The sequence below is a fragment of the Embleya sp. NPDC050154 genome (assembly GCF_044460165.1).
Classification (GTDB): Bacteria; Actinomycetota; Actinomycetes; order Streptomycetales; family Streptomycetaceae; genus Embleya.
In genome coordinates this window covers 212964-225981 of record NZ_JBITJP010000006.1, presented here as the reverse complement: position 1 = coordinate 225981, position 13018 = coordinate 212964, and the positions used below count along the sequence as shown (strand labels likewise).

Annotated in this window: 12 protein-coding genes; 6 read left to right on the top strand and 6 right to left on the bottom strand. The window is 72.6% G+C overall.

Going from position 1 to position 13018, the window contains the following annotated elements; genetic code table 11:
- Positions 1 to 89: 89 nt before the first annotated feature.
- The gene (locus ACIBSV_RS15720) at positions 90 to 332 is read left to right on the top strand and encodes a hypothetical protein (protein ID WP_395863159.1); all 243 of its coding nucleotides are present in this window, start codon (positions 90 to 92) and stop codon (positions 330 to 332) included.
- A 63-nt stretch (positions 333 to 395) separates the two neighbouring features.
- Here the strand turns inward: ACIBSV_RS15720 and ACIBSV_RS15715 are convergent, their stop codons facing one another.
- Positions 396 to 944: a hypothetical protein gene (locus tag ACIBSV_RS15715; protein ID WP_395863157.1), complete on the bottom strand. Its 549-nt coding sequence runs from the start codon at positions 942 to 944 to the stop codon at positions 396 to 398.
- A gap of 340 nt (positions 945 to 1284) precedes the next feature.
- Between ACIBSV_RS15715 and ACIBSV_RS15710 the strand changes: the two genes are divergently transcribed.
- Entirely contained in the window at positions 1285 to 1767 is a 483-nt protein-coding gene (locus ACIBSV_RS15710) for a hypothetical protein (RefSeq protein WP_395863155.1), read from the top strand.
- A 700-nt stretch (positions 1768 to 2467) separates the two neighbouring features.
- Positions 2468 to 2671: a hypothetical protein gene (locus tag ACIBSV_RS15705; protein ID WP_395863153.1), complete on the top strand. Its 204-nt coding sequence runs from the start codon at positions 2468 to 2470 to the stop codon at positions 2669 to 2671.
- A 17-nt stretch (positions 2672 to 2688) separates the two neighbouring features.
- Here ACIBSV_RS15705 and ACIBSV_RS15700 read toward each other — a convergent pair whose 3' ends face one another.
- Positions 2689 to 3273: a TlpA family protein disulfide reductase gene (locus ACIBSV_RS15700; RefSeq protein ID WP_395863151.1), complete on the bottom strand. Its 585-nt coding sequence runs from the start codon at positions 3271 to 3273 to the stop codon at positions 2689 to 2691.
- 267 nt (positions 3274 to 3540) lie between these two features.
- Positions 3541 to 6006 carry a beta-glucosidase gene (locus ACIBSV_RS15695; protein WP_395863150.1) on the bottom strand — a complete coding sequence of 822 codons (2466 nt, stop codon included), beginning with the start codon at positions 6004 to 6006 and terminating at the stop codon, positions 3541 to 3543.
- A 174-nt stretch (positions 6007 to 6180) separates the two neighbouring features.
- On the opposite strand from ACIBSV_RS15695, the gene ACIBSV_RS15690 reads away from it, so the two are divergent.
- Positions 6181 to 6849, top strand: coding sequence for a TetR/AcrR family transcriptional regulator (locus ACIBSV_RS15690; protein WP_395863148.1), 669 nt, complete (start codon positions 6181 to 6183; stop codon positions 6847 to 6849).
- Between the two features lie 83 nt (positions 6850 to 6932).
- Here the strand turns inward: ACIBSV_RS15690 and ACIBSV_RS15685 are convergent, their stop codons facing one another.
- The 3 genes from ACIBSV_RS15685 to ACIBSV_RS15675 all read right to left on the bottom strand — a co-directional run bounded on the left by ACIBSV_RS15685 (position 6933) and on the right by ACIBSV_RS15675 (position 10607).
- A complete protein-coding gene (locus ACIBSV_RS15685) occupies positions 6933 to 8138 on the bottom strand; it encodes a MerR family transcriptional regulator (protein WP_395863146.1) in 1206 nt (401 codons plus the stop codon).
- 153 nt (positions 8139 to 8291) lie between these two features.
- Positions 8292 to 8789: a universal stress protein gene (locus ACIBSV_RS15680; protein WP_020550635.1), complete on the bottom strand. Its 498-nt coding sequence runs from the start codon at positions 8787 to 8789 to the stop codon at positions 8292 to 8294.
- 705 nt (positions 8790 to 9494) lie between these two features.
- Complete coding sequence (locus tag ACIBSV_RS15675; protein WP_395863144.1) at positions 9495 to 10607, bottom strand: YeiH family protein; 1113 nt, start codon at positions 10605 to 10607, stop codon at positions 9495 to 9497.
- An 11-nt stretch (positions 10608 to 10618) separates the two neighbouring features.
- Between ACIBSV_RS15675 and ACIBSV_RS15670 the strand changes: the two genes are divergently transcribed.
- Both ACIBSV_RS15670 and ACIBSV_RS15665 read left to right on the top strand, forming a co-directional pair.
- Positions 10619 to 11545: a LysR substrate-binding domain-containing protein gene (locus tag ACIBSV_RS15670; RefSeq protein WP_395863142.1), complete on the top strand. Its 927-nt coding sequence runs from the start codon at positions 10619 to 10621 to the stop codon at positions 11543 to 11545.
- A 185-nt stretch (positions 11546 to 11730) separates the two neighbouring features.
- Positions 11731 to 13017 carry a GlxA family transcriptional regulator gene (locus ACIBSV_RS15665; RefSeq protein WP_395863141.1) on the top strand — a complete coding sequence of 429 codons (1287 nt, stop codon included), beginning with the start codon at positions 11731 to 11733 and terminating at the stop codon, positions 13015 to 13017.
- Position 13018 lies beyond the last annotated feature (1 nt).

Below are 13018 nucleotides of genomic sequence, written 5' to 3'. Positions count from 1 at the left end.
TTGGTTCGGTCCCCAGTTTCCTTCTTGGATGCGGAAATGTCAACTCTGTTGGCCTACGGGGGTGGCCCTCCATATGGCATCCTGACAGTGTGGATCACGAGGATGTCGACCGCGAGCACCCCGATTCCGCCGGAGAAGGCCTGGTCCGGGCCGCGAAGGCGTATCGAAGGACCGAGAAGGCGCACGAAGAGGCGCGTCAAGAACTCAAACGGGCGGCGGTGCGCGCGATGGCCGCGGGGGTCAAGCAGGCCGAGGTGGTCAAGGTGACCGGGTGGACCCGCGAATACCTGCGACGGCTGCGGAAGGATCGCAAGGATCGGGGCCATGACTGAGGCCGGGCTCCCTGGGGGACCCGGCCTCGGTCGTGTGTGCCCGTCGCGCCCGGGCGGGGTGGATCAGGCGTTGTCGAGGTCGTCCAGGTTCTCGAGCTCGGGCAGGTCGGACAGACCGGCCACGTCCTGGAGCGGGCACAAGACGTGCCGCTCGACGACGTAGGTGGTGCCGGACGCGTTGAACACGTGCCCCGACACGGGGGCGTCGATCCGGGACAGGTAACGCCGCTGGGTGGGGATCAACTGGGCGATGTACGGCTCGTCGCAGCGCGTGCAGACGGCCGGTGTCGCGGCCGGCGAGGCGGACGCGTAGCGGTCGAGCGCGTGCACGAGCCGGTCGGCCAGGTGCGCGGCGGTGCGCTGGGTGGTGGCGACCCGGGTCGGGTCGCCGGCCTCGCGGGACTCGGCGCAGGCGCGCATCGCGTCGCCGATCCGGCGCAGCGCGACCTTGTGGAACGGCGGCGCCTCGCTCGCGAGCGCGTCCGCGCGGTCGGCGATCGAACCGGCGGAACCGGCGAAGGCGGGATGCCGTTGGGCGCCTTCCGCGCCCAGGGCCGAGACATCGGCGGCAAGGCCGCGCAGCGCGGCCACGTGCTCTGGCGTCAAGCTCATGGTGTGCCGTTCCTTTCTGCCGTCCGACGGGAGGCAACCCGTCCATAGTGAACAGATTCGATCGGTAAACGCTATGGAATGTGACGATCAGCACGTTGGTGCCCGGTTTGTGGATGTTTGTCGAGCGGTAAACCCGCGCGACGCCCGCCACTGGGATGCCGGGCGGGTGCGCCCATCGACGACCCGGATCGGTCTCGCGTGAGGTCACGCCGGCGAGGCGTCACGGCATTTGTAACGGTCCCGGCGACGAAACCGTTACGCAATGGCCGAAAAGATCCCCTTGTGACCGGCAAAGCCAGGGGAGGAGAGTCTCGACCAACATCGTTCTAGGGGGAAATGCATGCGCACCTTCAAAGTTGGCCTGATTGCGGTGATTCTGACCTGCGCGGTCGGGGCCTGCGGGAGCGACGGGGACGGCAGCAGCTTCGGTCTCGGGGAACCGAAGGACACCAAGAGCGCGACCGGGGAGAGCACGCCGACGGGGAAGACCCCGACGAGCCGGGCCACCGACGACGACACGCCGGCGCCACCCGTCAGCGAGCGCCCGACCACGACCCGCCCGCGCACCACGGCGCCCAATCCGCCGGCCTCGACCGGTGCGAGCGGCGGTGGCGGCGACTGGAGCTCGCTCTACTCGACGAACTTCCTCAACGGCTGCCTGAGCACCTCGGGCAACAACACGAAGTACTGCCAGTGCGCGTTGACCGAGCTGAAGAGTAAATACAGCCAGGCTCAGATGAACGCTTTCGACCAGGAGTACGCCCGCACCAACAAGCTGCCGGGCGAGTTGCAGTCCACCGTGCAGAAGTGCCTCAACAGCTGAGCACGCCGAACATCCGCCGGGCCGCGCGGGGGCGTGGCCGCCCGGCGTGCACGAGCCGTCCCGTCGCCGACCGCACATGGCCCGGCGGCGGGACGGCTCGTGTTCCGTCGCCTGGTCGCGGGATCCTGGGTCACGGAGTCGCCGGGTCGCCGGATCGCTCAGTGCGGGCGGGGTCGCGCGTCGATCAGCGCCCGGGCGCCTCGGGCGGGTAGTTCTCCGGCCACCGCGACGCCGAACTCGTCCGGCTCGCAGCCGTGACAGGTCGCCCGCGCCGACCGCGGGCAACTTCCGACTGGTGGTCAGGGGCGACGCGCAGCCCTTCGCCGATGCGTCCCAGGCCCGCGACGGCCGGGATCGGCGCGTCGAACTCGCCCGCGTCCGGTTCGGCCGGCAGGGAGTTCGCCGAGCCGGGGCGAGGGCCATGGGGGAGGACCGGGTACCGATGCGGAGCTGCATGCGCGACGCGCGCCGGGGCCGTGACGCACGGGACCGCATTTCGCCCGAGCCCGATCCCCCGAAGGTGGGACGCCGATCCGCGCACCGTCGGAACGAAGCGGACGCATCTTCCATTCAGCGCAACCGCCGTGTCCTGCGGGTGCGGCGCCGCGTTGGCGAGTCGGGCCCTCCTCGGCGTTCGGGACCGCCACTTCGAGGCACCGTGACTTCGAGGCACCGCCACTTCGACAAAAGGAACCGTTCCATGCAGCGCATCGTCCGCGGCCTACTGGTCAGCACGGCCGTCATCGCGACGCCCATCGTCGGCGTGACCGCGTCGGTCGCCGCACCGGACGGCGCCGACACGCACCGGGTCCAGGCGGACACGATCGACACGGCGGGCGGCCTCTGCGGCAACGACGCCGACCTGCTGGGCTTCATCAACCCGGCCTTCGGCCAACGCTGCTGACACCGACGACACCCGCCCTATACGGCCGGCTCCGCGAGCAGTGGGGTCAGCACGTCGCGGAGTCGACCCTCGGAGACCCTGCCGACCACCGACGCGGCGATCGCGCCGGAGCGGTCGAGCACCACGGTGTTCGGGAGTGCCGCGGCGTTGACGTACGTGCCGAACTCGAGGACGTTGCGATTGTCGGGGTCCCACAGGCTCGGGTAGCCGATGCCGAAGCGGGCCTCGAAGGCCCGCGCGTTCTCCCGGGTCGACTCGCTGGTGTTCAGGCCGACGAACTCCACCCCGGAAGGCCGCAGATCGGCGTAGACCCGTTGCAGGGCCGGTGCCTCGCCCCGGCACGGGGCGCACCACGAGGCCCACAGGTTCAGCACCACGATCCGGCCGCGCAGCGACGCGATGTCGAGGCGTTCGCCGGTGAGCGTCTCGCCGGACAGGTTCGGCGAGAGGGCGCGCTTGCCCGCGGGGATCCTGCGCACGCCGTCCGCGGAGATCACCGCCGAGTCCTTGGTGTCCGGCGCGCCGAATCCGGCGCAGCCCGCCGACAGCAGGATCAGCGCGAGCGCGATCGGGATCCGCCGCCGGGCGCGAGGAAGTCGCATGGCGTGATCGTCCCACCGGCCCCACCCGCCACACGCACGGGGTCGGGAAGGCCCCTGTCCGGCACCGGAATCGGCACGGGTGCCCGAGCCGCCGGACCCGCCCGGGTCGCCGCACGGGGCACACGAACGGCCGCGTCGTTCGGGGCCGTGACTCCCCGGCCGACGCGGCCGTGTCCGAGGGGGCGAGCCGCACCGCGTCGAACCGGGCCGAGGGGCGGTCGCCCCTCGCCCGGCGTACGGTGCCGCGCCCGGTGGTCGGGCTCGTGGCTAGAGCGCGAGTTCCGCGCTCAGTGGCAGGTCGCCCAGCGAGCGACCGACGCGCAGCGTGTACGTGCCCGGAGTGGTGACCCACGCCGCGCCCTGTTCGTCCCAGCGGGCCAGTGTGCGTGCGTCGATCTCGATCGTGGCGGTGGCCCGGGCGCCCGGGTCGGCCTCGATCGAGGCGAACCCGACCAGGCGGATCGGCTCCGGCCGGCCCATCAGCGTGCCGTCGGCGGTCTCCAGGTACACCTGCGCGACCTCACGGCCCGCGCGCTCGCCGGTGTTGGCCACGGTGACCTCCACGGTCACGCCGGTCGCGTCGCCCTTGACCGTCACGCCCTCGTACGCCCAGGTCGTGTACCCCAGACCGTGCCCGAACGGGTACGCCGGCGCGGCGTCGCCCAGCGCCCAGGCGCGGTAGCCGATATTGCTGGACTGCTCCGCGTAGTGGTGCTCGTTGTCCACCCGGGCGGTGGAGTACACCGGCACGTCGGCGGCGGCCGCCGGGTAGGTCGTGGGCAGCCGACCGCCCGGCTCGGCCACGCCGGTGAGCACGTCGCCCAGCGCGGCGCCGCCCTCCTGACCGGGGAGCCACGCCCACACCACGGCGGCGACCTCGTCCCGCCACGGCATCAGCACGGGCGAGCCCGCGTTGACCACCACGACCGTCCTGGGGTTGACCGCCGCGACCCGCCGGACCAACTCGTCCGAGCGGCCGGGCAGGGCCAGATCCGCGCGGTCGAAGCCCTCGGACTCGATGTCGTCGGTGGTGCCGACCACGACCACCGCGACGTCGGCGGCCCGCGCGGCCTCGACCGCGGCGTGCAACTCGGCCTCCTCGGACCGGCGCGGGTCCGCCCAGCCCAGACCGAGCGCGGCCATGAAGAACCGCCCGCCCTGGCTGAAGTCGACCCGGATCTCCACCGGCGTGCCGGCCGTCGCCTCGACCTCGATCCGGGTGGCCTGGGGGCGCATGATCGTCTCGATCACGTCGGTGCCCTCGGGCGCGGTCATGTCCACGGTGCGGGTCGCGCCGTCGATGGTGACCTCGAAGCGGCCCGCGCCGCGCACGTCCAGAATGTTGGTGCCGGACACGGTCGGGGTGACGCTCACCCGCAGCCGGATCACGGTGGCCCCGGCCGGCACGTTGTCCGGCCAGAACATCAGGCTGGAGCCCAGCCGGTGCTCGGAGGAGAGCACGGTGCCCTCGGCGTCGAGGAACTCGGCGCGCAGGCCCGGCTCGCCGCTCTCCGGGTCGCGGGCCGTTTCGAGCGAGAGGTCGGCCAGCGCGCGGTGGGTGAAGGCGCCCTCGGTCAGCGTCAGTTCGACGCTCTCGCCGAGCGCGGCCCGCAGGCCGTCGGGGATCGAGACGACATGCGAGGGGTTCACATGCGCGCTGCCGCCGCCCTGCGCGGACAGCCGCAGCGCGTTCGGCCCGATCAGCGCGACGCGGGAGAGCGTCGAGGGGTCGAGCGGCAGGGTGCCGTCGTTGCCGAGCAGCACCATCGCCCGTGCGGCGATCGCGCGCAGTGTGGCGACCGCGTCGTCCGGGGTGGTGGTCGTGGCCGGGGTGCGCTCGCCCAGCACGCCCACGCGCGCGGCGAGGCGCAGGATCCGGGTGACCCGCTCGTCGATCAGCGACTCGGCGACCCGGCCCTCGCGCACGGCGGCGAGCAGCGGCTCACCCCACACCTCGGTCGGGCCGGGCATCGCGATGTCGGTGCCGCCGGCCGCGGCGGCCTCTGTCGAGCGAACCGCCATCCAGTCCGAGATCACCACCCCGTCGAAGCCCCACTCGTCCTTGAGAACGCCGTTGACCAGTCGTGAGTTCTCGGTCATCGTCTCGCCGTTGACCTGGTTGTACGCGCTCATCACCAGCCACACCCGGCCGGTGCGGACGGCCTCCTCGAACGGCACCAGGTAGACCTCGCGCAGCGAGCGCTCGTCGATCCGCGAGTCGTAGGACATCCGGTCGTCCTCGGTCTCGTTGCCCACGAAGTGCTTGATCGTGGCACCGACGCCGGCGGACTGCACACCCTCGACGAAGGCGGTCGCGATCCGCGCGGTGAGCAACGGGTCCTCGGAGTAGCACTCGAAGTGCCGGCCGCCGAGCGGGCTGCGGTGCAGGTTCACGGTCGGCGCCAGCAGGACGTGGATGTCCTTGTCGCGGGTCTGCGCGCCCATGACGAAGCCGGCCCGCCGGGTGACCTCGGGGTCCCACGCGGCGGCCAGGGCGGTGGGGCTGGGGAACAGCAGCGAGGTGTCGCGCTCGTCCCACGTGACGCCGCGCACGCCGACCGGGCCGTCGGACACGCGCAGCTTGCGCAGGCCGATGCTCGGGATCTCCGGGAGCGACCAGAAGTCCTCGCCGACCACGAGGGACAACTTCTCCTCGAGGGTCAGCCGCGCCACCAGGTCGCGCAGCTCGTCGTCCGTGGCCTCGTTGCCGGTGGGTGTGGTGTGAGACGCCATCGTCTGCCTTCCGCTCGCGTTCCCGATCGACCCGCATCCCGGGTGACCCGCCGGTCGGGCCGGCCGGGGATCCGTTCGTACGGTAGCCGCAAAAACCTATTGCACGGTAGCTTTGTTATCCTGACGTGATACACACCTCGACGAGCCCGTTTCGGGACACGGCAGGATGAGCTCATGGACGCGCAACGGGACGAGATGCCCGGCACCCCGACCCCGACCCCCGCCCGGGCCACCCGGGCGCGACCGCGCGGGCGCGGTTACGCGTCCGGCGATGCCCGGCGTACGCGCATCCTCAACATCGCGCTCCAGGAGTTCGCCGAGAACGGCTATCGGGGCACCTCACTGGCCCGGATCGCCGAGCGCGCCGAGCTGACCCAGGCCGGCCTGCTGCACCACTTCCGCAGCAAGCAGGAACTGCTCGTGGCGGTGCTCGACCTGCGCGACCGCATGGACATGGAGCACCTGGACGTGGGTGTGCTCCCGCTCGGCGGCGAAGCGGCCCTGGCCAAGCTCATCGAGCTCGCCGAGCACAACCGCAACATCCCCGGCCTGGTCCAGCTCTTCACCGTGCTCACCGGCGAGGCGGTGACCACCGACCACCCCGCGCACGGCTGGGCCAAGGAGCGCTACGCGGTGCTGCGCGCGAGCCTGACCGCCTCCCTGGAGGCCGGACGGTCCCGCGGCGAGCTGCGCGCGGACATCGATCCGCACGCGGTCGCGGCGCAGGTGTTCGCGATGATGGACGGCCTGCAACTGCAATGGCTGCTCGACCCCGAGCACGTGGACATGGCGACGCTGTTCCACGACTACGTGGAACAGCTCCTGCGCCGCATCCGGGCCTGAATCCCCGGGCGCGGGCCGGCCCGGCCGGGCACGGATCGCCGCCGGCCCCAGGCCCGGGACCCCCGCGGCAGCGCGATCGGGAGCTACACGGCCGCGCCGGTCGCGCCCTCGCCCGCGGTCAGCTCGCGCAGCACCGCGCCCAGGTCCCAGTTCGAAAGCCCGGCCAGCGCCTCGCGGAAGACGGTCAGCCCGAACAGGTCGCCCCGCGCGGTCATCCGGCCGGTGGCCAGCGCCTCGCGCGGCGCGTGGCGATCGTTGAGCAGGATCACCCGGCGCGCGGTGTCGTAGTCCATGTGCACGATCAGGTCCGGGCCCGGCAACAGCCCGGGGCGGACCAGAACGCGCCCCTGGAAGACGTCCAGGTGCAGCTCGGCCGGGTCGTCCCGGTCCGGCACGTCGCTCACCACGATGTCCACGATCGCCGGGTGCGGCGTGCGCTTCTCCGGATCGGGGGTGATCAGCCGGCTGAGCCGGGACACCGCCGCTATCCACGCGTCCGACATGAAGGGGTGCCGATCGAGCGCGGGCTCCTCGTCGTCGACCGGCTCCGGGCCGCCGCGGGTCGGCGCGGGCTCCTCGCGCAGCACCTTCCCGAGTTCCTCGCCGAGCCGGCGCGCGGCCGTGCGGCGCATCGCCCGGGCCAGCTCCGCCTCCACCGCGCGCAGCGCCAGCGGACGCATCCGGCGGATCATCTCCGCCGTCTCGTCCGCGTCGCCGTCGGCGGGCAGCAGGTGCGACTCCATCAGCCGGCCGAAACCCTCGGCCACGTGCTCCATCGCCGCGCGCAACATCCGCAGCTGCTCGGTGACCGCGGCCACCGGCACACCCGCCGCGTGCAACTCGGCACCCACCGCGAGTTCGCGCGGACTGGGCACCCGGAACACGGTCAGCGAGTCGTCCTCGGGTTCGAGCAGGCCCAGCCGCACCGCCCCCGCGAGCGCGACCGGATCGGACAGGCCACCGAACATCGCGATCAGCTCGGCCCGGGTCATCCGCTCCGGCGCCTCGTCGCTCCACGGACCGCTCGCCTCGGCGACCAGGCCGAGCACCCCACCGAGGCTGCGTCCGCCGTCCCAGGCGTCGAGCAGCTCCTTGATGCTGACCAGGCTGTACCCGCGCTCCAGCAATTGGCCGATCAGCCGGAGCCGGCCCAGATGGCCGTCGTCGTACAGGGACACCCGCCCTTGCCGCCTCGGCCGCGGCAACAGCCCGCGATCCTGGTACGCCCGTACGTTGCGTACGGTCGTGCCCCCTTCGCGGGCGAGGTCCTCGATCCGGTACTCCGCCAACCTCGTGCCTCGCGATCCTCGTGCCCCGTGTCCGCGGCCAACGTAATGCAGATGCGTTCGAGGTTCGATCACACGGTGACCCGAAAGGCGCGGGAAAGGCCCGGAAACGACGTTCCGGCGGTCCGCGCGGGCGGACCGGGCGGACGGCGGTGGTCAGGGAATCACGACGACCGGTCGCTTGGCGTGCTTGACCAACCGGCACGCGACCGAACCGAAGATGCGGCTGGCCAGCCCGGTGGACCCACCGACCACGATCGCGTCGGCGGTGAACTCGCGCGCGACGTCCTCGATCTCGTGGCAGATGTCACCCCCGCGCTCGACCAGGATCCACGGCACGTCGCTGAGGTGATCCGCGCACGCCAGCTCGAGACCGAGGGCCTCGGAGCGACTGTCCGGCACATCGATGAAGACCGGCGGCTCACAGCCGGCCCACACGGTGGCCGGAATGCGGTTGGCCACGTGCACGATCACCAATCCGCCACCGAGTCTGCGCGCCATGCCGGACGCGTACGCGAGCGCACGCTCGCTGGACTCGGACCCGTCGAAACCGACCACGACAGGGTGTTGGAACGCGGGATCGCGCTGATGAGGAGAGTCGGGACGGAGCAACGGTGTGCCGTCCGGAAGGTCACTGAACTCGAAAGCAGCCATGGGAATCGGGCGTCTTTGCTGTGGAGGGGCGCCTCGGGGCTTCCTGAACCAGATTACTGCGCCGATCCGCACATTCGAAGTGCCAACCGGGGTTCTCCCGGACAAAAAAGACACCACGACGCGTGCCGGGCGGGGCATGAAGCGTTCCGCCGGACCACGCACGGGGATGGCGCCCCCGACAAAGCCTCGGCGAGACACGCACATTAGCCGGACAACGCCCCGAATGGGGAGACCCGCGACGCCGTGTGGGTGATCGTGATCCGGTTGCGGTCGGTTCGCGACGCTCACGGAGGGCGGTCGGCAGCCCCGGTACGTGCCCCGGATCGGGCCCGTTCGGGCCGGTCGCGGGGCCGCTCGGGGCGGGCGTCCGGGACCGTTCGGGGGTGCGCGCTGACGCCGCAGGAGGGAACGGGCGTTACCCCGGACCCCGCCCGAGCGTTGGTCAAGGCGACACCGTGCGTCCGGGCGACCGCGCGAAACGGGCGGCGATCCGCAGGTTGGACGCCGACCCTCCCTCACGCCGACCCGCGCCGCGGCGCCGACGTCGAACCTGTCTGACGGCCCGTCACGCGCCGGGCCGTCGGCGGGTTCGACGTACTTCCGGACGCGTGCGTGTCGCGGCCCGGCACCCTCGCCGGGCGGCTCCGGCGGCTGCGGCCCAGGGCGGGACGGCACGAGCGGCGGGAGCGCACGCCCGCGCGAGCCTCACATGGTGAGCAGCACGCCGCCGTAGGCCGCGCCGGCGATCAGCCCCCAGGACGCGAAGCCCAGGAGCAGCGCGCGCCAACCGGTACGCACCAGCCGGCTCACGTCCACCATGCTGCCCAGGCCGAACAGCGCGGCGGCCAGCAGCAGGTCCTGCGCGGTGCCCGCGACCTCCAGCGCCGAGGCGGGCAGCAGGCCGGTGCCGCGCACGGCGACCATGGCCAGGAAGCCGACCACGAACAGCGGCATCAGCGCAGGCCGCCGCGTGCCCTCGGGCCCGGTGCCGCCGGCCCGCGCGGCCCGGCGGCGCAGCGCGTACCCGGTCCCCACGACGATCGGCGCCAGCAACAGCACCCGCATCAGCTTCACCACGACCGCGGTGTGCAGCGCGACCGGCCCGGCCACGCCGCCCGCAGCGACCACCTGGCCGACATCGTGCACGCTCGCGCCCACCCAGCCGCCGTAGCGCACGGCATCCAGCCCCAGCGGTGCCTGGAGCAGCGGCAACACGCCGATGGCCAGACTGCCGCACAGGGTGACCAGCGCGACGGCGGTGACCACGTCCTCCTCGTCGCTGTCGCTGACGCCGTTCATCGCGGCCACGGCGGACGCGCCGCAGATCGAGAAGCCGGTCGCGATCAGCAGCGGCTGATCACCGGGCAGGCCCATGCGCCGGCCCAACCACCGGGTGCCGAAGAAGGTCAGCACGACCACCACGATCACCATCGCCACCGGCGCGAAGCCGAGCCCGACGACGTCGCCCAGTGCGAGCTTGAGCCCGAGCAGCACGATGCCGGCGCGCATCAGCCGTTTGCCCGCGAAGCCCAGTCCCGGTGCGGTCGCGGCGGGCAGCGCCCGCACGTTGGCGGCCAGGATGCCCAGCGCGACGGTGACGGTGAGCATCGGGAGCTGCGGCCAGAGCCGGTGCGCACCCCAGCTCGCGGCCACCGCCACCGCCGCCGCGAGCAGCCCCGGCCACAATCGCGACCGGCTCGTCGCGGCGGTGGCCGGAAGTTGCTCGGGGTGGGCGCGGTGCGCGGCCGTCAGGGTCATGATCACCACCCTCGGCCCGCCCGCCTCGCGCGGGTAGCGGTCGCTTGCCTGGCAGGTCATAGGGTTTGGCTATGAGCTCGCCGGCGCGCCCCTCGGACCGACTGCCCGACCTGTACACCCTCGAACTGCTCGTCGCGGTGACCGAGAGCGGCAGCCTCGGCAGCGCGGCCCGCCGGTTCGGCATCAGCCAGCCCTCGGCCAGCGCGCGGATGCGCACCCTGGAGCGGCGGCTCGGGGTGCGGCTGCTGGAGCGCAGCACCACCGGCTCGGTGCCCACCGCGGCCGGGCTGGTGATCACCGACTGGGCGCGCGGCGTACTCGATCAGGCACACGCGCTCGTGGAGGGCGCGGCGGCGCTCAAGGCCCGGCAGCAGGACCGGCTGCGGGTCGCGGCGAGCCTGACCGTGTCCGAGCACCTGGTGCCCGGCTGGCTGACCATGCTGCGCGAGGCGGTGCCCGGGGTGCACGTGGGGCTCCAGGTGACCAACAGCCTGCACGTGATCGAGGCGCTGCGGGCGGGCGAGGCGGATCTGGGCTTCGTGGAGGGGCCGTGGGTCCCGCGCGACCTGCAGTCGGCGGCGGTGGGCCGGGATCGGCTCGTGGTGGTGGTCGCGCCGACCCACCCGTGGGCCCGGCGCCGACGTGCGATCGCCGCGGCCGAACTGGCCGCGACGCCGCTGCTGTTGCGCGAGGCGGGCTCGGGCACCCGGGAGACGCTGGAGCGGGCGCTGGCGGCCTACGACGGAGTGGCCGTCCCGGCCCTGGAGTTGGGCGCGACCGCGCCGCTGCGCTCGGCGGCGATCGCCGGGTCCGCGCCGGCCGTGTTGTCCGATCTCGCGGTGCGCGAGGACCTTGCCGAGGGGCGCCTGGTGGCCGTCCCGGTGGCCGATCTGCCCGTGCTGGACCGGGTGCTGCGGGCGGTCTGGCCGCGCGGTCGGGAGCTCCCGGAGGCGGCCCTGCACCTGCTGCACGCGGCCCGCCGGCGCCCGGAAGCCTGACCGCGACAGCGAATGTCGATAAGTTCCGCGATGTGACCACCGTCACAAACGTGCATATCTACATAACGTCACGTAGAGAACACCATGCATAGACAAGGTAAGAGAGAGTAAGTTCCGATCTTGGGTTACGTGAGTGACGCCTGTGACCTACTGGGGCGTGAGGGGTGAAGGGGGCGATCGGGGCCATGAGCAGGATCGACAGCCGCAAGGATCGGCGACGGGGGCGAGCCCGGGTGGCCGATGCCGACCACCCGGCCGCGCCCGACGCGGTCGACGCCGTCCCGGTCGGCGACGAGGACACGGTGGTGATCGTCGCGGCGTCCACTGTGCTGTCCGAGGCTCCGCCCGAAGGCGACTCGATCGAGGACGACGCCGACCTCGCCGACGACATCGACTTGGACGGTGAGTACGACCCCGACGCCGAGGGCGTGCTGGCCCCGGGGCGAGAGCGCCCGCTGCTCGGTCGGCGCCGCCCGGACACGATCGCGGTGCTGCTGTTCGCGAACTCGCCGATCCTGGAGAGCTCGATCCCGATATCGGTGTTCGGTGTGGATCGACGCGACGCCGGCGTGCCGAACTACCGATTACTGGTGTGCGCGGCCGAACCCGGACCGCTCCGTACCACCGGCGGCGTCGAACTGATCGCGCCGTACGGCCTCGACGCCCTCGCCCGGGCCGGCACCGTGATCGTGCCCGCGTGGCACTCGCCGTCGCGGATGCCGCCACCCCCCGTCCTGGAGGCGCTGCGCCGGGCGCACCGCGAGGGGGCGCGGATCGTCGGCCTGTGCGGCGGTGCGTTCGTGCTCGCCGCCGCGGGCCTGCTGGACGACCGTCCGGCGACCACCCACTGGATGTACGCGCCCGCGCTGGCCAAGCGCTACCCGAAGGTCCGGGTCGACCCGCGCGAGCTGTACGTCGACGACGGTGACATCCTCACCAGCGCCGGCACCGCGGCCGGCATCGACCTGTGCCTGCATCTGGTCCGCCTCGACCACGGTCCGGACGCCGCCAACGCGCTCGCCCGCCGGCTGGTCGTACCGGCCCACCGGATCGGCGGCCAGGCCCAGTACATGGACCTGACCCTGCCGGAGGAGATCAGCGGCGACCCGCTGGCCACGGTCATCTCGTGGGCGCTGGAGAACCTGGCCGAGCGCTTCGACATCGAGCAGTTGGCGACCCGCGCGTACATGAGTCGGCGTACCTTCGACCGGCGCTTTCGCACGCTCACCGGCAGTGCCCCGCTGCAATGGCTGCTCACCCAGCGGGTGCTCCAGGCGCAGCGGCTGCTGGAGACCACCGATCTCCAGGTCGAGGAGATCGCCCGTCGTTGCGGGTTCCGTTCGCCGGTCGCGCTGCGCGGCCACTTCCGCAAACAACTGGGTGTCCCGCCGGCCTCCTACCGGGAGACCTTCCGCACCCGCAGCCCGGAGGAGACCGGGGACGAGGAGGTGTGTGCCCGGGCCGTAGGGTGAC